Raw genomic sequence first — 22,902 nt, 5'->3', positions numbered from 1 at the left:
GCTATGAAAAACAACGTATTAAGATATCGAAAAATAAGAGGCCTGAACCGCCGTAAGCGCACTATTGAAAAATGGGGCGAAGCTAATAAAGTTCTTGATGTTGATCTGTTAAATCAAGAAAAGCGAGATTACGTTAAGTTTTTGGTAGCTCCATGGTCACGCTTGTCTTTGATTAATAGTATCTATCCTGAGCCAATGGGCGACTGTGAATATCTATTGATTAAAAATGTGCAAAATATCTATCAGTCATGGAAAGATTCGCTAGAAAAGTTGCAAACCCCGTATTATTTACAAATCTGGCTATTTGAAACGTACATCAGTCGCTCACAAGTAGTTTGTGCGATAGAGGATTACAAAGACTTTTATCAAAATACGTTTGAGCCAATAGATGAGCAGCCCGAAAATGGTATTCAAAGCTCTATTCACTATAATTCAAAAACCGCTGAATACTTAGATCATTTTGAATGGAAACTTTATCGAAGGCTTGACTATTATGATATGGCTGATGAAGAAGATGTAGAGATGTTGCAAGACATTGACCCTATTAGATTTTTAAGAAAAGAAAGCATTAAAGGGCAGGAGCAACAGATCGTTGAAATCGATAAAGTGTGGTTGATCTCATAAGCCCAATTCATAACTTAATAATAAGAATCTCACCATGACTCAGACAAGTACTGCTACTAACGCCCATAACCTCACCTACGAATCTGCCTTCCAAGCTGACATCGTCATCCAAATGCAAGCGCACGGCTGGCAAGTGGGTCATGCCAGCGGTTTATGACTATAGTATTAAGCAACGGGAATGCCCTTATACAATAACTTGATATAAATAAAATACCCTATATCCATTCCGCCCTAATATGTAGAGGACAAAATGAAAGTGTCAATCGTACCGCTAAGAATCAGACACAAAGTAATAGCTTTGAGCGCTGCTTTAGCGCTATCGTTATCCGCGCATGCAACCAGTTTTAGCAGTACCAAAGCGCTGGCGGAACAAGGTCATGCCGCCGCTCAATATAGCATGGGCGCGATGTATGAGATGGGCGATGGTGTGCCCCAAGACCCTAACAAAGCGGTGGCGTGGTATAAAAAAGCCGCTGATCAGGGCGTGGCGGCAGCGCAATACGATATGGGTGCGATATATATGACAGGCGAGTATGTGCCGCAGGATTATGCTACTGGCGCCGAATGGTTCCAAAAGGCTGCCAATCAAGGCGACAGCATAGCGCAATATAATCTTGGCGCGATGTATCAAGAAGGCTTAGGGGTAGAGCAAGATTATGCCAAGTCGCTCGCATGGTTCGAGAAATCTGCCAATCAAGAGGAGCCATTCGCGCAATATAGCATGGGCGCGGTGTACCAAGAAGGACTGGGCGTGACGCCTGACTATGCCAAAGCGGTCGAGTGGTATCAACGCGCCGCCGCACAAGATAATGTGATGGCGCAGTACAGTTTGGGCTTGTTGTATCAAAGCGGCATTGGGGTCGATCAGGATTTTACCAAAGCCTATGACTGGTATCAAAAAGCCATTGAGCAAGGAGATCTTGACGCTCACAATAACATCGGCGTGATGTATGAAGCAGGCTTAGGCGTGACGCAAGACTATAGCGAAGCAGCCAAATGGTATCAAAAGGCTGCCGATCAAGGACATGCAATTGCCCAAAACAATATTGGACAGTTTTATATAAAAGGCTTAGGTGTGACGCAGGATTATACCAAAGCACTGTATTGGCTACGAAAAGCCGCCGCGCAAGGTGAGGATTTGGCGCAAAATAATTTAGGCTATATGTATGAGAACGGTAATGGGGTTGCGCGTGATTATGCCGAGGCTTTTAAATGGTATGAAAAGTCTGCCAACCATGGCAATGCATTGGGTATGGGCGGTTTGGGCTGGGCATACTATAGTGGTCAAGGCGTTGAGCAAAACTATGTTAAAGCCTTTGAGTGGTCACAACAATCTGCCAATCAAGGTGAAGCTGCTGGTCTAAACAACCTTGCTGTGATGTACTTAGAGGGCAATGGCGTACCGCAAAATTATGCCCGCGCCATGACGTTATTTAAACAAGCTGCCGCCCAAAATCATCCGTTCGCCCCGCGTAATCTGGGGCTGATGTATATGAAGGCGCAAGGGGTAAAGCAAGACAACGTGCAGGCTAAGGAATGGTTTGATAAAGGCTGTGGCAATGGTGACTTGCAATCGTGTCTTGGCTCTAAACTGTTAGGTATGCCTTAAAATGACTTCCGCATATTAATAGATATAATTATGAATCATCCCGATCCAGTTACTAAGTGCTACAAGCAGCTATTCTGGGCGCTCATTTATAGCCCTATTATTGCTTATCTAATAAATGCTTACTTAACTTACAGCGGGTACAAAAAGCACGACTCGAATTATGCTGTTTCTTTAGAGTTTTTTAGTAGTACCGCTAAGTATATGCTGGACGATATTACCATTACTTTAATGTTCCTTTGGATTCCCTATGTTTGGATTGTAATTATTCCTTATCTGTTTATTTTTTATAAGGCACTTACTTCTAAAAGAGCAGTCGCTGAAAAATATAGAACGCTACTATTAACGTTTCTGCTAGTGCTGCTTTTTATATTTGCTAGAGAGTATTCAGACCTTATAGCGCTTTCGACCTAATTATTTTAAGCAAAATAATAATAAAACTAAACGGACTTAACATGACCAACGCCCACGATATCACTTACGAATCTGTCTTCCAAGCCGATATAATCGACCAGATGCAGGCACATGGCTGGCAATTGGGTCATGCCAGCGGCTATCAAACAGCGACCGCGCTATATGAGCAAGACGTGCTGGACTTTGTGCAGACGACCCAGCCCGATGAGTGGGACAAGTTTTGCCGCGTGTTTCCTATCGATAGTGAACGTCACTTTATTGAGGCTTTGGTCAAGCAGCTCAATAAAGCAGATATCAATGCGACTGATAGAGCCTCGCGCACTTATGGCACCTTGGGTGTGTTGCGGCATGGCTTAAAGATTCGTAATGCGCGTTTTAGTTTATGCCAGTTTAAGCCAGAGCATGATTTAAACCCTGATATCATCGCCCGTTATGAGAGCAATAAATGCCGTATCGTGCCTGAAGTGGTTTATAGCCCGCATACTAAAGCAGCAGTTGGCAGCGACGGCAAAACCGCCAAGCGTAACCGCATTGACATCGTACTGTTTATTAATGGCTTGCCCGTAGTAACTATGGAGCTAAAGTCTGAGTTTAAATAATCGGTACAAAATGCCATTACTCAGTATAAGAAGACCCGCCTGCCAAAAGACCCAGATACCAAGAAACCTGAGCCGCTGCTGACGTTTAAGCGCGGCGCATTGGTTCACTTTGCCGTCAGTCAATATGAAGTCTATATGACCACGAAGCTGGCAGGTGACAGTACTTACTTCTTACCGTTCAATAAAGGCACCAGCGAGGGCGGCGCGGGTAATGACGTGCCAGCCGATAGCAGCCGCTATGCCACCGATTACCTATGGAATGAAGTGCTGACGCCTGATAATTTGCTCGCCATCCTTGGTCACTTTATGCACTTGCAGATCGAAGAGGAAGAGGACGCGATCGGGCGCAAGTCCAAACGTGAGACCATGATGTTTCCGCGCTATCATCAGTGGGACGTGGTGACCAAGCTGGTCGATGCGGCTATCGATGAGGGCGCGGGTCAAAAGTATCTCATTCAACATAGCGCAGGCTCAGGTAAGTCTAACTCTATTGCATGGACTGCGCACCAGCTATCCACCTTATACAACAGCGACGGCGATAAGCAGTTTGACTCAGTCATTGTCATCACTGATCGAACTGTACTGGATGACCAGCTTCAAGATACTATCTATCAATTTGAACATGCTGATGGCGTAGTCGGTAAGATCAACCGTAAAGAAAGTGACGGCTCAAAGTCTGAGCAGCTTGCCGAAGCACTGGTCAACTCCCAGCCGATTATCATTGTCACTATCCAAACCTTTCCCTTTGTGCTCAAAGCTATCGAAGATTCTAGCGTCTTAAAATCGCGCCGTTACGCCATCATTGCCGATGAAGCGCACTCATCACAGACAGGCTCTACCGCACGCCAGCTCAAAGAAGTGCTGGTCTCAGGTGATATAGAGAGTAAGGCGGATGATGATAAGCCGCTCTCTAGTGAAGATGTCATCAATCAGGCGATGGACGCCAAATTAGCCGCCCGCCGTAGCAGTCCGAATCTAAGCTATTACGCCTTTACCGCCACGCCGAAGCCAAAAACCATTGAGCTGTTTGGCCGTCTGCCTAACCCTGACTTGCCAGCCGCCAGCGATAACCTACCAGCTGCTTATCATGTCTATTCTATGCGCCAAGCGATCGAAGAAGGCTTTATCTTAGATGTGCTCAAGAACTACACCAACTACAAAGTGGTCTATCAGCTCACTCAAAAGCTGGCTAGCGATGACGATGAGGTCGATGCCCGCCGCGCTAAGATTAAGCTGAATAACTGGGTGCGATTGCACGAGCATAATATCGCGCAGAAGGTTAAGATCATTATTGAGCACTTTAATGACAACATCAAAGGCTTACTCGGCGGCCAAGCCAAAGCGATGGTCGTGACAGGCTCACGTAAAGAGGCAGTACGCTATAAACTGGCTTTTGATAAATATATTAGTGATAACAGTTACCGCGGTATCAATGCTATGGTCGCGTTTTCAGGTGAAGTGACCTTTAACGACAATGACCCTGATAGCGGCGCATTACTTGGCGAGAAGTTCACCGAGCATAATATGAATATCGGTCTCAAAGGCCGTGATACGCGTAAAGCTTTTGATAGTGACGACTATCAAGTGATGCTGGTGGCCAATAAATTCCAGACAGGCTTTGACCAGCCGAAACTATGCGCCATGTACGTCGATAAGAAGCTGACAGGCGTGGACTGCGTACAGACCCTCTCACGGCTGAATCGTACCTATAAGGGCAAGGCGGAGAGCGGCACGTTTGTGCTCGACTTCTTTAATGATCCTGATGATATCCTTGAAGCCTTCCAACCGTATTATGAGACCGCGCATTTAGCGGACGTGTCCGACCCCGATCAGGTGTTTGACCTCTCTGAAAAACTACGCACCAGTGGTATCTTCTTATGGAATGAGGTTGAGCAGTTTGTTGACGCTTTCTACAGCAAGAACAAGTCTAACGCCGCCATTAGTAATAACTGCAAGCCTGCGGTCGAGCGTTGGCAGAAGCGTTATAAGCTGGCACGTGAACAAGCACAGCACGCGAAGGTGATGCTTGAGCGCACCAAAGCCACGGGCGATGTGGTACTGATGACCAATGCCGAGAATGACTACAAAGGCTTTAAGACTGAGCAAGACGAGCTAGAAATCTTTAAAAAGGATTTAGGGACATTTACCCGTCAATATGAGTTTATGTCGCAAATCGTGGACTATGACGATAAAGAGCTGGAAAAGCTGAGCTTATACGCCCGTAACCTGCGGCCATTATTACGCGAAAGTGTGGACAATGAGGATGATATTGATCTAACCAACATCGCTATGAGTCATTACCGCGTCTCAAAGCTGCACCAGCAGGATCTAAAGCTACAGGAGGGTAGTGGTGAGTTAGAAGCTGGCGGCGGCGCTGGTACGGCAACTCCTAAGGATATAAAAGAAGCATTCTTGTCGCAAATCATTGAGCGCTTAAATGAGGTGTTTGCTGGCGAGGACTTTACCGAGAATGATATGGTTAATTTTCAAAACACCATTTGGGATAAAGTCACAGAAAATGAGATCGTGGTAAAGCAGTTTAGTAATAACAGTACCGATCAGATAATGTTGGGCGGCTATCCTGATGCAGCAATGGATGCGCTGTTTGAGAGCCAAGAGGCGTATGAGGGTATGACCATGCACTTATTGTCTAATCCTAACCAGTTTAAAAAGTTCATTAGATTGATGCTTGATACGAAGCTGGGTGCTTAGAGGTATTCGCGATAATAAAAATAACAAGTGTGTTCATAGACAAAGACAGATGATTAGAACTTGCCTTTGTCTATGAGAAATTTTTAATATGATAGATAGAAACCACTACATCTTATCTTTGTTTTATTAATCTTCATAACCTGAGGTACAAGTATTATCTTCTTTTTCTAGTTTTTTTATTGCTATTTGGTCGCCCTCTAACGCCCGTTTAGCAGTTTTTCCACATTCTGAATTAGGTTTGTTGGCATAAAAAGATGCAGCATGACTAGATTCAGCAGACGATAATCCTATGTCGTTAATAAACTTAATGTACGCATACTCATAGTTTTTTCCAGCGGGTGAACGTTTATCAAGTCCAAGTACTTCTTTAATGCTTTCCACCTCAGAGCGCCTGACATAACCTGCATCAGTCATCTTTTTTACAAACTCATCTGCATTACTATCCTCTTCGCCATAACCGCATAACTCCCATATGACAGCTTCATGATTACGTGACACATAACCGTCAATTAGTCTCGCTTCTATGGCTAATTTTTGCATATTTTCATGTGCATCATAATTGCTGCGTTCAATGTCTTTACATTCAAGGGCTGCATGTGAGAACGTCACCGCCATAAAGCAGCTAATGCCAACACCTATCTTAGTTAATACTGATTTTAATTTCATTCTGTAACTCTTTATATTACATAAAAAAATAGACTATATCATTACTTACTTGCCATTATGAATCTATACCTAAGAAAACGTGCCTTTTTTGCCTAAATAGCTTCTAAGCCTTATCACATGTACCATTAAATTAGTAATGCCCCTGTCCTAAGCGTGCCTAAGTTGCCTTTATTATGCCTAAATAGGTATGGTTTTAGGACGGTTTAGGCAAAAAAGGCATAGTTAGGCAAAGGCCTTTACTAAGAAAAACCCCCTAGCTGTAAGGGCTAAGGAGTATTAAGGCAAAAAAGGCACATTTCTGGGTAAGTATCTTTATTTATAAAGCTTTGGATTGACCTCAATAATTTTTTTTCGTCCCTCTTCCGTTTGCCTGATATGTGACTTACTTTCTAAGTTATCTAGCTCACCTTGAAGTAAGCGGTTATTCTTACGCATAGGCTGAGGTGCACCATTATAAATATCAGCGCGGTTTAACTTATGAGGGTTTTTATTTCTTGCTTTATTTACTAACCAGCAACTTAGCTTTTCACTGTCATTCTGCTCACCTGTAGAGGTTGCATCTTGGTAGCGTAAGCGTTCGGTTGTTGAGTATTCCACCAACATAAAGCCGCGTTTTATGTCATCAGTGGTAACGGTCTTACGGCTATCAAAGAATGCCATTAGTGAGGCTATGCGCGTGGCATTTTCTGCCATACGTGAGGCGTAAGCTTTGAGATATTGTAAAACTTGTCCGTTGGCTTGTCGGTTCTCTATCGTTTGCATACCGTCCTCAAAAGCTTGTACTGCTTCATTGCTTGCCCATTGCATTTTAATACGGCTAGGTGCGCCTATGCTGTCGTTTGGTAAATTGGCTGGCAGTGGGTCAAGTAAGCTTTGACAGCGTGACCAGTAGTCTATTAAGTAAGGGTTATCATGTGGTTTGTCATTCCTACGCTTTGGATCATTCCAAACTCTTTTACCTCGTAAGTCCTCAGGACAAGCAATTATTGCCCGTGCTAAAAAGCCTTGTCCACTCATAAATGGGTCGGTTAATGCTTTTTCTAAGACTACGCGCTGTCCTTGAAGTAAAAAAGTCATACGGACATCATAAGCGGTGGTTCTTGGGTTAGAGTAAGCATTTTTTTGTGATCTCATACGCCTAGCCATGCCACTGCTATAAAGTTTTGTTATTGCACCTAATGCGCTGCCAGCGGTATCACCTGTCATGCTGTGGCCATTAAAAAATTGACCTGCTTCATCAGTAGATAAACTAGCATTGTACATCTCACCATCAACAAAACGATCAATAAGTGGTTCAATCGTTGCATCATCGAACATAGTAACGGGGTTAGGTGGCTTTGGGTTTTCATCTAAAAAAGCGGCTCTGTCTTTACCTTTTAGACTTAATAAATTATTCTCCCATGATGATATGTCACTTAAATAATTAGAATATAGCTGTTTCTCATGTTGGTCTATTTTAAAGTGACTTAAGCCCATTACTTGCGTTTTACCGGTACCGCTTTCGCCCTCTGTAATAATAATAAGGCTCGTTGGCTTGTGTTGGCTGCCCATCGGTGCATCAATATGCGCTTGCCCTATATGGGCTATTGCACCTAAAACGGCCTGTCCTGCCATCGCTAATGGTACTTGTGTATAGTAAGCAATTGCTTCTATTGGTCTTCGTAGTATCGGCGGCCATGCTTCGATGGGGTAGAGTGTGGGCTGGCTTGGGTCACTTGCGAGCAGTTCAGGTTCGCTCCATGCATCAGCTTGTAAATTAGTTATAGTGGTTTTACTGTCTTCCAAAATAACAGCATAACTTAAGCCCCCATATTCCAAGTGTTCTAATACTGTCCGGTCACTGGTAACTATTACCTTTACGTTATGACCTGCCAGCGGCTTGCTTACTTCGTCTACCTTGTCTAATGTCGTAAAGATGGTAACAGGCCTATCTTGTGAGAAATGCTTAACCGTTTCATTGAATAGCCATTCAGTAGGGCTAATAGCTATCGTCACATGCTCGCTGATTAAGCATTTGGCTAGGGCTATGCCATCATCAAAGTTATCTACTGCGATAAGCTCGCTATCATTACTTAATGATCCAATAAGGTAAGCAGACGGCTGGCTAGTGTCGGTTATGATCGGTTTGATATGGTCATCAGCATATAAGCATCGTAAGCTTGTCGGCTCATAATCTTTGTTATACAAAACCATTCCTATAGTGCCTATTGTGTCCAACTTATCCGCTGCTTTTTCTCCTTTGATTGGTGTTACCCTTTCATCAATAATAAGCAAGCTTTTAGGGTTCAATAACAGTTGGTTTTCAGCTAAAATAGTAAATCCTGATAGTGCTTCGATAGTTGCTATTGGGTAGTCACCTAAGATGCCAGATAATCCCACCTTGCCGTGGGTTTTTTCTTGGCTGTCGGTTTTTAGTGTAGTAATCATTTATTACTCCTTTTCTCGCAACTCGTTCCACTGATATATAGGCTGATGCCTTTCAAAGTAGAGACTAAGATCGGTATTCCTATAGCGTTGCTTTGGTAAGAATGTTTACACTCCACTAGTTTTTTAGTTACAAATATTTCAGGTTCGCTCTGTTTACATGCCACTAATGATATAAGCAAGCCGATGACACTCACCCATATCATAAAAATGATAAAACTAACCCACATGCCACGCTTGCCAGCTTGCGCACCGTTTTTGAGTTGTAAGTTGTCTTTGATAGGATTATTACTCATGACCCTTTACCTCCACTGTTGGCAAGGTTATAAGCCCATCTATCATTTCACTAACTATCCTTGCCAGCTCATTATTTTCCAGTAGGGTAGACCTTATACCTACAATAATGCCCTTGCTCGTGTCATCCTTGATCTTAATAGTACTAAGTCCCATTGATAAGCTTTCAGCATCGTTTGATATGTCTTGTACTCGGTCGTTAATGATAGACAGGTAAAGGCCATCAACTGCTACTAGGCTGGATTCTAAGATGTCGTTTGATTGGCTCATGGAGTCACCTCAGTATTAGGAAATTCGCTTTCTAGTTCTAGTAAGGTCTGTTCATCGAGCCAATAGACCGCAAACCGTTTGTTGTTATGCTTGACCATTTCACTTTGAATTAGCAGTCCTGTATCGCGCAAGTTATGAATGCGTTGGGCTAAGCTTGTGATTTGGTAAAGGCAGATAGACTCCCATATACTGATCGTCGCGCCTGTCATTAGGTGCGCTCTGATTATTTCTATTTGGGTTTTTGAGGTAGGCTCGTAGATCACGGGTGCAGTTACTGAGGTCAACATATTAAACCCCTTCTTTTGCGTTAGCATTGGTATGATTATCTGTCTGCTGTCCATGACTATCTAACCAGTTATTTATTTCTGACAATCGCCATAGACTAGCTCTTCCAATCTTAAAAGGTTTTGGAAAACTGCCTTGATTGATTAAATGGTAGATATGCTTAACACTAAAGCCAGTGATGCCGCGTGTGGCAGCTTTGGCAGTGACAGTGCGCTGTTGACCTGACTTTGTAATGTAGGTCTTAGCTTTGCATTCGGGATAGTTGGCAAGGTCTGCCATCCTCAGGTACTTATTAACTGGCGTCATTATGTAAACCTCTTATAAAGTTTTTTATTTAGAAAACGATGAGAAAAAACAATAAGCTGTCTGTTTCACCTCAATGTTCTGAGGCAAAATAAAAGTAATCTTGTTTTTTTGTAACCAATTTCTAGACTGGTTGACAGGCTTATCGCTATGGTTTGTAAGACCTTACGGGCTTTTAAGAGGAGTACAGTTTCGCTGAAGGGTATTGCTTATTTGGCGTTTGCTAACTACTATGAGACTTACACATAATATGAAAGTCAAAAAAGCATATTAAGTGTTAGTAAAAACCAGCAAAGACAAAGCCAAGATACAACTATCTCCTCTTTTAGGTGGTTATTTAAGTCATGGTTTGAATCCTCTTTGTTGTGTCTCATTAAATAGGTGGGCGGATAAATCGCTACCTAGTCGCCAAACTTAAAAGCGACTTATACGCCCATACTATTTTTTCTTTATTTTTTAATCAGATTGTTTCATTGCTACAATTCAGTAGGTAACTAAGAGTTAGCTTACCACATGTTTATGGAGCATTATTAAATGTTGCTATCTACATCTATAGATTAGTTTACTAAGTTGCCTATGTAGATAGATCAATCGACTAAGCTACTTCGATTGTATTTAATGAGATTTTATCCATTTTTTTCATAGGCTTATGTACGCTGATATCGGGACAAAGTAAACTAATAGCGCTCATATAAAATCATATTTAGTTACATTGTTTTTTGGTTCTATATAAAAATCTACTCTTTTATTTATATTGAAAGTGCTTAGTGAGCGCATCTAATATATCTATTGACACGCCTTGTGCTTTTAGATTTTTTATCAAAATGTCTTTATCATGCAGCGTTATATTAGTCACTTGCTTATTTCTCTTACTCATTTCTTTGTATAATTCATCAGGTGTTAAAAGATCAAAACTAACCGCTTTACCGGCGCGCAAATCTTCAAGATGGTTTGCCCATTTATTCATCATCATTTGACGCTCCGCTAAATGAGCTGATAAGTCATATCGCTTTTTCACACTAGACTGCTCGAGGTGCGCTAACTGTATTTCTATCAAGTTGTCATTGAATTGCAGCTCATATAGCCCTGTACTAGCAAGCTGTCTGAAGCCATGTCCTGTCATTTTGGGGTAGTGGTCACCCGTATAGCCCATGCGATTTAATGCCTGATTGAACCAAGCTTCACTATATGGCTTATTAGATTCGAAGTTATAGAAAACATAACCTGTCTGCTCTGTCAGTGGTCTCAAACTTTCAATAATTGCCATTGCTTGTGGTGACAGCGGGATAATATGATCTTGACGCATTTTCATCTTATGAGCTGGCACGCGCCAAACGCTTTTATGGTAATCAATTTCTGACCATTCAAAAAACCTTAATTCTTTAGTTCTAACAAAACATAGCGTCATTAGCTGCAAGCCAGCAACAGTTTGTTGATGGCCATTTGGATGGTTTTCTACATAGCTGTCAATATTGCGTAGAAGCTCAGGAAATTGGTGTTGTTCAACGGCTTTCATGCGGTTGGCTTTGTGTGGTCTTAATGCCTTGTTACGTCCGCTGGCAATATTAACGATGTCATAACCTAGCGTATTGATAGCATAGTCAAATATTGAGCTGATAAGTCCCATGGATTTATGCGCGGTTACTGACGTATATTTGCCTTGTGCTTCGAAGCTAGTTTGAATAGCAAGTCCTGTCTTAATAATATCTTGCGCTGTGATCGCACTAATAGGATATTCACCTATGTGGTCTAAAATATGATTATTCAAAAACCCTTGTAGCTTTTGCACGTTCTTCGATGTGGTTTTTGATTTCTCTGACATATAGCTTTCAGCTATGACTTTAAATAAATCTTTTTGTTCGTAGCTGTTTTTGTGCCTGTTCTTATGGTCGTTAGGATCGATACCGTCAGCAAGTAATAATTTTGCTTTGTCGCGTTCGATACGAGCTTGCTTGAGTGTTACTTCAGGTTTGAATGATGCGTCAATCATCTGCTTAGATAGTTTATACGTACCAATATGATGAGTTTTTTGTTTAGGTTTAATATCTTTATCGGACTGATGGCGATAAGCCATTACCCAATAAAGTGAACCTTTAGGATCATGAATTAAATAAAGACTGTCTCCATCGCTATATCTTGTGCGTTTGGCGGGTGCTGACTGCTTAGCAATTGCCTTCACGCCATTGTCAGTTAGTAAATAGTTTTTACGCTCATTCATTATCACACCCGAAAGCCAGCTATAAAAAATGTTGTGTATGTACAACAAGATGTACAACATTCTATAGGTGCTAATAGGTAATGGCAAGTTATGTTGAAAGACGTAATACTTTAGTATATAAGGGTTTTAGAGGTTTGAGGTAATGCTAGGGAAGGGGGAAATACGATGATTGGTGCGCTCGGCGGGAATCGAACCCACGACCCTCGGCTTCGGAGACCGATACTCTATCCAACTGAGCTACGAGCGCATAATAACAACGGCGTACGGTATTATCAACATCATGCTTAAACGAGCGTTATGAGCAGTAAGGATGTTGAAAAATAAAGACCGCTTAGTCTAACAAATAAAATCCATAAAGCCAATGAATGAAGACAGTGATTGATGTTTTTTAAGAAAAAACAGGATAGTCATTAAACAGGCATGGCAATCTACCTGCCTTTTCCCTTATAATGACAGGGAGAATTCATATTTATAATCACCGATTACAAGTGTGCTAGTATGCGGGATGGCTGTTTGCTATTGATAACTACTTGGTTGTCAAAGGAGGACAAACAGAATGTCTGAGCCGTATAAGCCTTTGTATATGTAATAAGAGAACGTGACGAATGAGAAAAGTAGTTATGTTATCGGCAGCTGCCATTCTAGGAATCGCTAGTATCGCGGTGAGCCAAGCTGAAAGTGTAGTAGACACTCCTGTAACTGTTTCTGATGTAGCAGCCGCGCAAGAAGTGGTAGCAAATGCGCCTGAGCAATTGGGTGATGATACCCAAGCTGCTGCAGATACGACTGATGGCGAGGCACCTGCCGCAGAAACTGCTGCTGCCGCACCTGCGGTTGATGAAGAGCCTATTCCGCAAGATACGCCGCAAGTGCAAAAGCTGATTGCTTTGTATCCTAACTTAATTGCTCGCATTCAGCCAGTTGCTAAAGTGTGCTTTGAAGACGATGAAGTTTGTGATGTGACGGCACGCGCCGCTGGCCCAGCAGCGGGTGATGGTCCTCGTGATGGCAAAGCAGTATACAATGCCGTATGTCAGACTTGTCATGCGGCAGGTCTACTTGGCTCGCCAATCTTAGGTGACGCTGGTGCATGGGGACCACGTATCTCTAAGGGTAAAGAAACATTATACACTCATGCTATCAATGGTTTTAACGCCATGCCTGCTAAAGGTGGTGCTGATATCCCTGATGAGGAAGTTCAAAACGCTGTCGATTATATGGTTGGTGAAGCAAGCTAATTATATTGAATATCTGGCTAAGCCTTTTACCCTATATATCAGTGGAGCGCCTATTTCATTAAATGAGATAGGCGCTTTTTTAATGATGAGTATTATCAATACGGTACTTCTAAGGCATTACAGTTGAAATTCACCAATACTAGCCTCACTTTATGACACTACACAGTCTCTTCTGTCTGTTTATATTCTAAAAACGATTTTACATAAATTTATAACCAATAAAGAGGTTTTCATGTCTGAGGTACCAGCACTTGCTATCCAGAATTTATCCAAAACCTATAGCAATGGGTTTTCGGCACTCAAAGATGTCAGTTTAACTGTCCCGCAAGGAGGGTTTTTTGCGTTGCTGGGGCCAAATGGTGCTGGTAAATCAACCATGATTGGTATTATTAGCTCGCTTTTTAAACCAACCACTGGCAGCGTAAAGATCTTTGGCACCGACTTACTAGAGAATCCGTCTATCGCTAAACAGTATCTTGGTATCGTCCCACAAGAGTTTAATTTTAATATGTTCGAAAAAGTCGAAGATATTTTGATTACACAGGCCGGTTACTTTGGTATTCCTGCCAAAGAAGCACGCCCACGGGCAAAACGATTATTAATGGCGCTAGGTCTGTGGGACAAGCGCAATAGCAAGTCACGTGAGCTATCAGGTGGTATGAAGCGCCGGTTGATGATTGCAAGGGCGCTGATTCATAAGCCAAAATTATTGATTTTGGATGAGCCAACCGCTGGGGTAGATATCGAGTTACGCCGCTCTATGTGGGAGTTTATGCAGCAGATTAATATCGAAGAAAACACCACGATTATTCTGACGACTCATTATCTTGAAGAGGCGGAGCAGCTGTGCAAACGCATTGCGATTTTGGATCATGGTGAGATTCGTATTAATACCGAGATGAAGGATTTGCTAGCGCAGCTATCGGTTGAGACTTTTGTTTTTGATTTGGAGACACCGCTTACGCGTCAATTGGTTTTGGCAGGAGTGACAGACACATCGCAGCCTGATGATCAGACGCTTGAAGTCACACTGACTGAAGGCGAATCGTTGAATGGTGTTTTTGACCAGTTATCTGAGCAAGGTATCACGGTAGCCAGTATGCGTAATAAAGCCAACCGACTAGAAGAGCTATTTATGCGCTTAGTAGACAAAAATATCCAAAGTGCAGACAGCATGAAGGAGGCAGGATTGTGAGTCAAGAAATGATAGATCCTAATAAAACCATGTCATGGAATAAAAAGTGGATTGCTTTTCGCACCATTTTGTTAAAAGAGGTTCGCCGAATTCTGCGTATTTGGCCACAGACCTTGCTGCCACCAGTGATTACGATGAGTCTCTATTTTGTCATCTTCGGTAAGATGATCGGCTCGCGTGTGGGTGAAATGGGCGGCGTACCATATATGCAGTTTATCGTGCCTGGTCTCATTATGATGTCGATTATTACCAACAGTTACTCCAATGTGGTTTCGAGCTTCTTTAGTGCCAAATTCACCTCCAGTATCGAGGAGCTGTTGGTTTCGCCAGTTTCCAAACATGCGATTTTAATGGGTTATATCAGTGGTGGTATCTTTCGTGGACTGGCCATTGGTATCATCGTCTCAATAGTCGCACTATTTTTTACCGACCTTGGCATTGAACATTTATTTGTGACGGTATTTACGGTACTGGGTACGTCTATCTTATTTTCACTTGGTGGCTTTATCAACGCCGTGTTTGCTCGCTCATTTGATGATATTTCTATCATTCCAAGTTTTGTGCTTACGCCATTGACTTATCTAGGTGGTGTGTTTTACTCGATGGAAAACTTGTCACCATTTTGGCAAAATATCTCACTATTAAATCCTATCGTTTATATGGTGAACTCATTCCGTTACGGTATTCTTGGTTATTCTGATGTGAATGTCTGGTATTCAATGGCGGCTATTTTTGTCTTCTGTGCGGTATTCTATACCATCGCCTATCGTTTACTCAGTAATGGCTCACGTGTGCGCTTGTAGATTAGTTTGTAAAATGTAGCTTGTCACCTTATTATAAGAGTCTAACATTGTTGGGCTTTTTTTATGCAAAATTTTTTTGTCAGAAGTATGAGTAAGGCTTTTACAGCCACTTTATTGAGTACAATCACGAGCATTGCCATCGCAGCGCCACTTGCGGCAATGGATGATTATGATTGGGTCGTCATGGAGACGCCTGTAGATCCTGCAACGTATAAGTATGATTGCCATAACGACTACAAATATGAAACTTATGATGCGCTACAAAACTGTCTTTATAACTTGAGGGAAGATGCGGATAATGCGCTTAGTAAGCAATGGAGTATCAGCGATAAAGTCGTTAGAGAGAGAAATGCCATTTATATCAAAGTCGCTAATCGGAAAAACCCACTAGTATTTGTTGATTACTCCAGTCCTTATGAGGAGGATTTTAATCCTTATTATTCGCTACAAGACTACGATAAATCACGGAAATTACTGACAATACATCAAAGATTTTATGAAGGAGAGAGCTTGACGGTAGTTAATTTGGTTACTGGGTTTTGGCAAGATTTTAGTCTCAGAAAGCTAAGTATCTCTCCTGATATGAGATATATAGTCGGTTTTGAAAGTGAAATGGGAGCGACGGAACATGTCAATATTTTGGAGCGACAAGATAGCGGTTACTATGAAGGCTATTATAAACAAGTCTATAGCAGTAGTGACGATTCAAAAAACTACGACAATCATAAAAAGTTTTATCAAGCAGATAAAGCACAGCAGGTTTATGATAGCGAAACCTTTACTTGGGTAAATGATGATAAGTTTTATGCAGATTCTTTTTATAAGTTGAATCAAGCGGATTCAGCGGCTTTTAGAGTACGATATACCTTTATTAAAAATGCCTCAACGGATAAGTGGCAACTGTATGAAGGTAGTAGGTAAATGATCGCTATCTCTCATTGTATAAAGACGGTGTTGACTGTCGCAGGACTATTTATATTGACCACAATAGCATCCTTAGATGCACAGGCAGCGCCTTTAGCTTTAGAGCCATCGACAAATGAAGAGGTATGGATAAAAGTCCCTTCGCCTGTAGCCATAGACTGGTATGAAGACAGCTGTCGATACGATCATACTGAATATCGAACGTTTAAAGATTATGAAAACTGTATTTTTAAATCGTTAGCCCAAGCTGATAATTTGCAAAGCCGAAAATGGGGCTTGAGTGACCGCGTTATTCGAGAAAAAGATACCATTTATATTAATACACCCAACCATAAGCAGCCATTAGTATTTAAGGATTATCTTGAACCGTTTGAAGAAGAGTATAGGGCTCATTATCAATTGCAGGATTATGATAAATCACATCATCTGTTGCAGTTACTACGTACGATGTATGAGACTCAAGCGACTGTCATTGTCGATTTAAACACAGGGCGCTGGCAAGAGCTGTATGCGACCAATCTTAAGTTTTCTAGCGATATGAATCAAGTGGTAGGGTTTAATGGTAGGCAAGGTGTGACCAGAGATATCATAATATGGGAGCGTCAAAAAGCTGACAATGACGGACGCTATGCAACGATATTTGCTAGTAATGAATTATATGAACAAGATTATGATAATGACAAAAAACATGAGGTGTACGAAGCGCGAGATATCAGTTGGACAAGCGATAATAAAGTTAACGTTGATTTTTATTACAGAGTCAATCCCACTGACACGGTAGCATTTCGCGTGCGCTATATTTATGCGGCTGATAATAAAGAGGGTAAATGGCAGAGAGTTTTACCTGATGTTAATACCAACGATTAAAAAACAATAAAAAGGTCTAGCTCTCATATGCAAATAACTCTATCAGTAGCCACTGAAATTCGCATCTGTATGACGAGTGCAATACTGCTAATGCTGTCAATGCCAGCACAAGCAGACCTGCCCCAAGCGACGACGGATGACTATGTTTGGGAAATAATAGACAAGCCCGTTTATCCTAACTGGGGTGAGAATTGCAGTAGTGAAAATGAGCGGATTTATCAAGATTGCTTAGATAAAAGCTTGATGATTTATAATCAAAGACTCATCAAGAAATGGGGTTTATCAGAATACATTTCTCGCAAGATAAACAAGACTATCATAAAGGTACCAAATCATGGCCTTATCATATTGATGGACGATTTTGCAGAAGGGGAAAAAGAGCTTAGATATGTTTATCTTTTAGACCATTATGATGCAGATAACAACTGGCTTTATTTATCTGGGCAAATATATGAGACTAACAATACAGTATTGATTGATTTAGATTCAGGCTTCAAGCAAGAGTTTGAAGGATCGCATTTGACATTTTCACCAGACATGACTTATGCAGCCACGGTTAAAGTTGAGTTTCCAGAAGAAGAGGTTATCATTTGGAAAAAGGACAAGTACGGTAGCTATCAGTATGATAAGAACAATATGGATTATGGAAATTTTCGGCAACATTTCAAGTTTTATGACAGTCGGAAGTATAGTCCAATGCCTTACAGTGCAAAGCTTGAATGGGTTACCAATAATAGCTTATTGGTAGATTTTTATTTTAATATGAATGAGCATGACACTATTGCTTATCGAGTACGATTTAATTATGTGAAGACAGAGCCCACATCAGACTGGCAAATGATTCCCATAAAATAGCCCATTGCTGTAAAATAGCGTGTTTTCGTTTTATTATATTTAAGCATGAAAGGTAAGTAACTTATGAGTATTCACGGTATCTTGGGTGAGCAAACCACTGACTATCCAACTGAGTATAGTCCAGAAACCTTGTATCCTATTGCCCGCAGTATGGGGCGTGATGTCATTGGCTGGCAAGACGATAAGTTAATGGTTGGCATCGATTGGTGGCAGGCATTTGAGATGTCTTGGTTGAATCCGCAAGGACTCTCGCAAGTTGCGATAGCACGTTTTGACATTCCGGCCAGCTCGCCATTTATCGTTGAGTCAAAGTCACTTAAGCTCTATCTAAACAGTATCAACTTTACTGAATTCGCTAGTTGGAATGATGTGCAAGCGCTGATTGCTAAAGATTTATCAGCCTGTGTAAAAGCAGACGTGCAAGTTGAGTTGTTTGGCTTAGAGGAAGACCTGCATAATAAGACAACAGGGTTATTGGTGGCTCAACCTGAGGGTGTTTGCATTGATGACGCGCTTGCTAACAGTAGCGAAAAAGTCGCATTGTGTGAGCATCCTGATGCGTCATTGCTAAGTAGTGATAAAGATTTAAACAGTAGCTCTATTTTAGAGAATACTGGCACTGAGCCTTATATTTTCTATTCTAATTTACTACGCAGTAATTGTCCGGTGACCAATCAGCCAGATTGGGGGACGTTGGCGGTTTCGATTACCAGTAATAAAACAGTCGATGATGCTGGAATGCTGCGTTATATCTTAAGTTTTCGTCAGCATAATGGTTTTCATGAGCAATGTGTGGAGCAAATATTTGCTGATTTGAGTCAATACTATGAGCCAAGTGAGCTGATGGTTCGCGCTTGGTATACACGCCGAGGCGGTCTCGATATCAACCCTTGTCGCGTCAGTGATATCCGCTTAATGCCACAGCCAAGCCGCTTGATTCGGCAGTAAATAAATATTAATTTTTAGCTTTCATAGATGCGCGTTCTTTCTTATACTCAATAAACCTTATTTTATGAATATTGAGATGCAGTTATGAAGTTAAAAACCAGCTTTTTAACCGCTCTAGGGACTGCTATTTTGTCTCTTTCTACCTTGCAGTTAGCACAGGCTGCATTTGTGGAAAACCAATATAACTGTGAAGACGCTTATATGGAAGTGGCTTATGATTGTGGTAACAATGCAATTATAGTCGAAAAAAATCGCCTTAATAAAATCTATATGAGCGTTTATCGTACTTTAAATACGACACAGCAACAGCGCTTGGATAAAGAACAGCGCGTATGGTTAAAGACCCGCAATCAGAAGTGTGATTTTGACTACGAAGGTCCAATGAATAATTCTGTGGTATACGCTCAGATTAGCGCTAATGTTTGCACCGCTAATGAAACACAGAAACGTAGTAAGGCGATTGCCAAAAAATATAATATCAAATAACAATTTTCATTTTTTTAGAAGTAAAAAAAGCGCCTATCTTATTCACTAAGATAGGCGCTTTTTATGGTATAAGGTTTATGAATAAAACTATTTGCCGCTTACTTTTGCCATGACTTCTTCACGGCTGAGCATTTGCTTTTCTGTCTCACGGCGATTGACGTATTCGTACTTGCCTTCAGCCAAGTTACGGTCTGAAACCACGATACGATGAGGAATACCAATCAATTCAAGATCAGCAAACTTGACACCTGGACGCTCGTTACGATCATCAAGAAGCACATTGATGCCTTGTGCTTTTAACTCTTCATAGAGTGCCGTCGCTGTCTGCATGACGGTCTCTTCTTTTGACTTCATCGGTATGATAGCGACTTCAAAAGGAGCGATTGAATCATTAACCGTTGGCGTCTGTGGCCACATGATACCATTTTCGTCGTTGTTCTGTTCGATAGCAGCGGCAATGATACGGCTCACACCAATACCGTAGCAGCCCATCATTAGGGTCACAGGCTTACCATCTTCACCAGATACGGTAGCATTTAACGCTTGCGAGTACTTATCACCCAACTGGAAGATATGACCGACCTCGATACCACGTTTGATTTTTAGGCTGCCTTTACCATCAGGAGAAGGGTCGCCTTCCTGCACATTTCGTACATCAACGACACGAGTAATGCTCGCATCACGCGCCCAGTTCATACCAGTGGTGTGTTTGTTGACTTCATTGGCACCGCATACAAAGTCTGACAAATTTGCTGCCGAACGATCAACAAAGACAGGCATATCCAAATTAACGCCAATATAGCCTTTATGCAGACCAGCAGCTTTCAGTTCTTCATCAGAAGCCATTGTCAGCGGCACATTGGCCTCTTCGATTTTCTCGGCTTTGATCGTATTTAGCTGATGATCACCGCGTAATACGATAGCAATAAGCTGTGGCTCATCATTTTCGGTATGACCATGGACGATTAATGTTTTGACCGTCGTTTCTAATGGTAAGCCTAAATGTTCAGCAACCATTTTACAGCTGGTCATATTTTCCGTCAGGACGTCTTCGCGCTCCATCTTCGGTGGCTGACGCTCAGCGGTGCTCACTGATTCGGCAAGCTCAACGTTGGCCGCATAATCAGAAGAATCAGAGAAGGCAATATCATCTTCGCCGCTGTCTGCCAACACATGGAACTCATGTGAAGCAAAACCGCCGATAGAACCCGTATCTGCTTGCACGGCACGGAAATCTAAACCCAAACGGGTAAAGATGCGCGTATAAGCGTCATACATGTCATGGTAAGTCTTGGCCAATGAGGCTTGGTCAACGTGGAACGAGTAGGCGTCTTTCATGGTAAATTCGCGTGCGCGCATCACACCGAAACGTGGACGAATCTCATCACGGAATTTATTCTGAATTTGGAAAAAGGTGATTGGTAGTTGTTTATAACTACGCAGCTCGCCTTGCGCCAGATTGGTGATAACTTCTTCATGTGTCGGACCAAGCACAAAGTCGCGATCATGACGGTCTTTGAAGCGCAATAGCTCAGGACCGTAATCGTTAAAGCGTCCGGTCGTTTGCCAAAGCTCGGCAGGCTGGGTCATCGGCATGAGCACTTCTTGTGCACCAACTTCTTGCATCTCTTCACGAACAATACGTTCGACTTTTTGCAAGATGCGTAGCCCCATGGGCAACCAAATATATAACCCAGAAGCAATCTTTCGGATAAGACCGGCACGCACCATCAATTGGCTTGAGGCGATATCGGCATCACTTGGGGTTTCTTTTAGAGTGGCAAATAAAAATTGACTGGCTTTCATAAATAAAGCGTAACCTTATCAACGATAAAATAAATAAGAAATAGTAGGATGTTGAGCGTGTGCTTTGATGGCCGACGCAAGCTTACCTTTGTATCACTTGGTAATAGTCTAGGACATGCCTAGCTAAAAAGTACTGCGACAAACAGTACATGAATAGAAAGTGCGTTCATAAAACGCCTTACAAAAAGGCTGGAACTTTTCATTTTGTATTAAAACGTTGATGTTGGCAGCGTCATACTTTACGCATAAAGACCAGAAAAATAGATGTACGCCAACATTTTGCTTATACAATCTGACTATGTTAGGTAAAGTTAGCCTAAGACGCAATGACTTTTTGTTTTTTCAGACAGAACGTGACTTAAACGTGACTTAAACGTGACTTAAACGAGCAAATGAGGTCACTACAACTCGATTATTTACCAGTTTTTAGGGTGTTTATAGTAAATGGTAGCGCTAGTCATTATGTAGCGTATTGGTAGTTATTACTTGAAGTTGCTGCTCAAAAGTAGCATTTATCATTTAGACAGTTATTTGTTATACGTTTAATAAAAATAAATGATAAAACTCTGAGGGTGTTTATATGAATAATCCTGACAATCGATCTCCTGTTAATAATGATGCGACTAACTCACAAGCGAAAAAACCCATTGCGATGATGTCGTGGATAATATTGCTCATCGGTTTAGCCGCTATCGTTTTTGCTATTTATAGTGTGCAGAATATAACCAAGGAAGAGCCGATAGAAACCATTACTCGTGAAGGCGTGGTCACACAAATCCAAAAATTGAATCGTTTGGAAACGGTGGCGTTTAGTGTCGATACCGTCATTACTAGCCAGCGCCCTGGCAGTTGGATGAAGCTGTGGCAAGACGAGCAAAAGGGTTTGTTTATCGCGCGCGGACGAGTGGAGGCGGGAATTGATTTAAGTGCACTTACCCCAGAGATGGTACAAGTGGTGCAGCCTGAAATTAACGTCGATGAGGTACAAGAAGCGGGTGCTAATACGCCAGTCTCAGTGATGCCGCAAATCAATATTACCATCCCACCATCAGAGATATTTTCAGTTTATCTAGACGATATCGAGATTTATGATTGGCAAACAGGTGCTTTTGGCATGATGCAAGTCGATCCAAAAATATTGCAACAAGCGCAAAGTATGGCAAAAAAAGAAGTACTCGAACGCGCTTGTCGTGGTGATGTCATGAATATGGCACTAGAAAATGCGCAAACCCAACTGCAACAGCTATTTTCGTTAACTGGTGCAGTAGTGACGGTGACTACGCAAGGCGCAGGCGCGTGCCAGATGCCAGTAAAATAACGCATACATAATTTTATTAGAGCCATAGACTAGATAGTCATACGTTA

At 41.9% G+C, this 22,902-nt stretch carries 21 protein-coding genes, 1 tRNA gene and 1 pseudogene; 14 read left to right on the top strand and 9 right to left on the bottom strand.

Going from position 1 to position 22,902, the window contains the following annotated elements; all coding sequences use genetic code 11:
• The first annotated feature begins 3 nt into the window (after positions 1-3).
• The 5 genes and pseudogenes from INT03_RS04890 (at position 4) to INT03_RS04875 (ending at position 5,955) form a co-directional block, all read left to right on the top strand.
• Positions 4-624 (top strand): hypothetical protein, encoded by a 621-nt coding sequence (locus tag INT03_RS04890; protein WP_193007842.1) that lies wholly within the window; start codon positions 4-6, stop codon positions 622-624.
• Between the two features lie 34 nt (positions 625-658).
• Positions 659-781, top strand: a complete 123-nt coding sequence (locus INT03_RS15000) for a hypothetical protein (protein WP_264298298.1) — start codon at positions 659-661, stop codon at positions 779-781.
• A gap of 141 nt (positions 782-922) precedes the next feature.
• Positions 923-2,233 (top strand): SEL1-like repeat protein, encoded by a 1,311-nt coding sequence (locus INT03_RS04885; RefSeq protein ID WP_193007841.1) that lies wholly within the window; start codon positions 923-925, stop codon positions 2,231-2,233.
• A 30-nt stretch (positions 2,234-2,263) separates the two neighbouring features.
• Positions 2,264-2,644: a hypothetical protein gene (locus tag INT03_RS04880; protein ID WP_193007840.1), complete on the top strand. Its 381-nt coding sequence runs from the start codon at positions 2,264-2,266 to the stop codon at positions 2,642-2,644.
• Positions 2,645-2,685: 41 nt separating this feature from the next.
• Positions 2,686-5,955: pseudogene (locus tag INT03_RS04875) on the top strand (type I restriction endonuclease subunit R).
• 126 nt (positions 5,956-6,081) lie between these two features.
• On the opposite strand, the gene INT03_RS04870 reads toward INT03_RS04875, so the two are convergent.
• From INT03_RS04870 to INT03_RS04835, 8 genes are all read right to left on the bottom strand, one after another.
• Positions 6,082-6,621, bottom strand: coding sequence for a hypothetical protein (locus INT03_RS04870; protein ID WP_193007839.1), 540 nt, complete (start codon positions 6,619-6,621; stop codon positions 6,082-6,084).
• Between the two features lie 312 nt (positions 6,622-6,933).
• Positions 6,934-9,048 (bottom strand): DUF3987 domain-containing protein, encoded by a 2,115-nt coding sequence (locus INT03_RS04865; RefSeq protein WP_193007838.1) that lies wholly within the window; start codon positions 9,046-9,048, stop codon positions 6,934-6,936.
• On the bottom strand, positions 9,045-9,341 hold the full coding sequence (locus tag INT03_RS04860; RefSeq protein ID WP_193007837.1) for a hypothetical protein: 297 nt from the start codon (positions 9,339-9,341) through the stop codon (positions 9,045-9,047). Before INT03_RS04860 ends, INT03_RS04865 begins: the two co-directional genes overlap by 4 nt.
• Positions 9,334-9,609: a hypothetical protein gene (locus tag INT03_RS04855; protein ID WP_193007836.1), complete on the bottom strand. Its 276-nt coding sequence runs from the start codon at positions 9,607-9,609 to the stop codon at positions 9,334-9,336. The genes INT03_RS04860 and INT03_RS04855 overlap by 8 nt, the downstream gene beginning before the upstream one ends.
• Positions 9,606-9,896, bottom strand: coding sequence for a helix-turn-helix domain-containing protein (locus INT03_RS04850; RefSeq protein WP_193007835.1), 291 nt, complete (start codon positions 9,894-9,896; stop codon positions 9,606-9,608). The genes INT03_RS04855 and INT03_RS04850 overlap by 4 nt, the downstream gene beginning before the upstream one ends.
• A 1-nt stretch (position 9,897) precedes the next feature.
• Positions 9,898-10,173, bottom strand: coding sequence for a helix-turn-helix transcriptional regulator (locus tag INT03_RS04845; RefSeq protein ID WP_193007834.1), 276 nt, complete (start codon positions 10,171-10,173; stop codon positions 9,898-9,900).
• Positions 10,174-10,942: 769 nt separating this feature from the next.
• On the bottom strand, positions 10,943-12,415 hold the full coding sequence (locus INT03_RS04840) for a tyrosine-type recombinase/integrase (protein WP_193007833.1): 1,473 nt from the start codon (positions 12,413-12,415) through the stop codon (positions 10,943-10,945).
• Positions 12,416-12,585: 170 nt separating this feature from the next.
• Positions 12,586-12,662, bottom strand: a tRNA-Arg gene (locus tag INT03_RS04835).
• A 358-nt stretch (positions 12,663-13,020) separates the two neighbouring features.
• Between INT03_RS04835 and INT03_RS04830 the strand changes: the two genes are divergently transcribed.
• The 8 genes from INT03_RS04830 to INT03_RS04795 all read left to right on the top strand — a co-directional run bounded on the left by INT03_RS04830 (position 13,021) and on the right by INT03_RS04795 (position 19,731).
• Positions 13,021-13,653, top strand: coding sequence for a c-type cytochrome (locus INT03_RS04830; protein ID WP_109591522.1), 633 nt, complete (start codon positions 13,021-13,023; stop codon positions 13,651-13,653).
• Positions 13,654-13,885: 232 nt separating this feature from the next.
• Positions 13,886-14,848, top strand: coding sequence for an ABC transporter ATP-binding protein (locus INT03_RS04825; protein WP_060490505.1), 963 nt, complete (start codon positions 13,886-13,888; stop codon positions 14,846-14,848).
• 29 nt (positions 14,849-14,877) lie between these two features.
• Complete coding sequence (locus INT03_RS04820; RefSeq protein WP_045446727.1) at positions 14,878-15,651, top strand: ABC transporter permease; 774 nt, start codon at positions 14,878-14,880, stop codon at positions 15,649-15,651.
• 63 nt (positions 15,652-15,714) lie between these two features.
• The gene (locus INT03_RS04815) at positions 15,715-16,572 is read left to right on the top strand and encodes a hypothetical protein (RefSeq protein WP_193007832.1); all 858 of its coding nucleotides are present in this window, start codon (positions 15,715-15,717) and stop codon (positions 16,570-16,572) included.
• Entirely contained in the window at positions 16,573-17,442 is an 870-nt protein-coding gene (locus INT03_RS04810; protein WP_193007831.1) for a hypothetical protein, read from the top strand.
• A gap of 27 nt (positions 17,443-17,469) precedes the next feature.
• Positions 17,470-18,297 (top strand): hypothetical protein, encoded by an 828-nt coding sequence (locus INT03_RS04805; RefSeq protein ID WP_193007830.1) that lies wholly within the window; start codon positions 17,470-17,472, stop codon positions 18,295-18,297.
• A 63-nt stretch (positions 18,298-18,360) separates the two neighbouring features.
• Complete coding sequence (queF, locus tag INT03_RS04800) at positions 18,361-19,245, top strand: NADPH-dependent 7-cyano-7-deazaguanine reductase QueF (protein ID WP_193007829.1); 885 nt, start codon at positions 18,361-18,363, stop codon at positions 19,243-19,245.
• 84 nt (positions 19,246-19,329) lie between these two features.
• A complete protein-coding gene (locus INT03_RS04795) occupies positions 19,330-19,731 on the top strand; it encodes a lysozyme inhibitor LprI family protein (protein ID WP_193007828.1) in 402 nt (133 codons plus the stop codon).
• A gap of 87 nt (positions 19,732-19,818) precedes the next feature.
• Here INT03_RS04795 and INT03_RS04790 read toward each other — a convergent pair whose 3' ends face one another.
• Positions 19,819-21,537, bottom strand: a complete 1,719-nt coding sequence (locus INT03_RS04790; RefSeq protein ID WP_193007827.1) for a proline--tRNA ligase — start codon at positions 21,535-21,537, stop codon at positions 19,819-19,821.
• 580 nt (positions 21,538-22,117) lie between these two features.
• Here INT03_RS04790 and INT03_RS04785 point away from each other — a divergent pair.
• Positions 22,118-22,855, top strand: coding sequence for a DUF4230 domain-containing protein (locus tag INT03_RS04785; protein WP_193007826.1), 738 nt, complete (start codon positions 22,118-22,120; stop codon positions 22,853-22,855).
• Positions 22,856-22,902 lie beyond the last annotated feature (47 nt).

The organism is Psychrobacter sp. PG1, assembly GCF_014897815.1.
GTDB lineage: Bacteria > Pseudomonadota > Gammaproteobacteria > Pseudomonadales > Moraxellaceae > Psychrobacter.
The sequence above is the reverse complement of the archived record's forward strand: the minus strand, read 5'-3'. Positions and strand labels throughout refer to the sequence as shown.

What these genes read in the sequence shown, in the direction of transcription:
- INT03_RS04840 (WP_193007833.1), bottom strand. Translation starts at nt 12,415, where the DNA reads ATGAATGAGCGTAAAAACTATTTACTAACTGACAATGGCGTGAAGGCA.
- INT03_RS04845 (WP_193007834.1), bottom strand. Translation starts at nt 10,173, where the DNA reads ATGGCAGACCTTGCCAACTATCCCGAATGCAAAGCTAAGACCTACATT.
- INT03_RS04850 (WP_193007835.1), bottom strand. Translation starts at nt 9,896, where the DNA reads ATGTTGACCTCAGTAACTGCACCCGTGATCTACGAGCCTACCTCAAAA.
- INT03_RS04805 (WP_193007830.1), top strand. Translation starts at nt 17,470, where the DNA reads ATGCAAATAACTCTATCAGTAGCCACTGAAATTCGCATCTGTATGACG.
- INT03_RS04880 (WP_193007840.1), top strand. Translation starts at nt 2,264, where the DNA reads ATGAATCATCCCGATCCAGTTACTAAGTGCTACAAGCAGCTATTCTGG.
- INT03_RS04870 (WP_193007839.1), bottom strand. Translation starts at nt 6,621, where the DNA reads ATGAAATTAAAATCAGTATTAACTAAGATAGGTGTTGGCATTAGCTGC.
- INT03_RS04810 (WP_193007831.1), top strand. Translation starts at nt 16,573, where the DNA reads ATGATCGCTATCTCTCATTGTATAAAGACGGTGTTGACTGTCGCAGGA.
- INT03_RS04830 (WP_109591522.1), top strand. Translation starts at nt 13,021, where the DNA reads ATGAGAAAAGTAGTTATGTTATCGGCAGCTGCCATTCTAGGAATCGCT.
- INT03_RS04785 (WP_193007826.1), top strand. Translation starts at nt 22,118, where the DNA reads ATGAATAATCCTGACAATCGATCTCCTGTTAATAATGATGCGACTAAC.
- INT03_RS04795 (WP_193007828.1), top strand. Translation starts at nt 19,330, where the DNA reads ATGAAGTTAAAAACCAGCTTTTTAACCGCTCTAGGGACTGCTATTTTG.
- INT03_RS04860 (WP_193007837.1), bottom strand. Translation starts at nt 9,341, where the DNA reads ATGAGTAATAATCCTATCAAAGACAACTTACAACTCAAAAACGGTGCG.
- INT03_RS15000 (WP_264298298.1), top strand. Translation starts at nt 659, where the DNA reads ATGACTCAGACAAGTACTGCTACTAACGCCCATAACCTCACCTACGAA.
- INT03_RS04820 (WP_045446727.1), top strand. Translation starts at nt 14,878, where the DNA reads ATGTCATGGAATAAAAAGTGGATTGCTTTTCGCACCATTTTGTTAAAA.
- queF (WP_193007829.1), top strand. Translation starts at nt 18,361, where the DNA reads ATGAGTATTCACGGTATCTTGGGTGAGCAAACCACTGACTATCCAACT.
- INT03_RS04890 (WP_193007842.1), top strand. Translation starts at nt 4, where the DNA reads ATGAAAAACAACGTATTAAGATATCGAAAAATAAGAGGCCTGAACCGC.
- INT03_RS04825 (WP_060490505.1), top strand. Translation starts at nt 13,886, where the DNA reads ATGTCTGAGGTACCAGCACTTGCTATCCAGAATTTATCCAAAACCTAT.
- INT03_RS04790 (WP_193007827.1), bottom strand. Translation starts at nt 21,537, where the DNA reads ATGAAAGCCAGTCAATTTTTATTTGCCACTCTAAAAGAAACCCCAAGT.
- INT03_RS04865 (WP_193007838.1), bottom strand. Translation starts at nt 9,048, where the DNA reads ATGATTACTACACTAAAAACCGACAGCCAAGAAAAAACCCACGGCAAG.
- INT03_RS04815 (WP_193007832.1), top strand. Translation starts at nt 15,715, where the DNA reads ATGCAAAATTTTTTTGTCAGAAGTATGAGTAAGGCTTTTACAGCCACT.
- INT03_RS04855 (WP_193007836.1), bottom strand. Translation starts at nt 9,609, where the DNA reads ATGAGCCAATCAAACGACATCTTAGAATCCAGCCTAGTAGCAGTTGAT.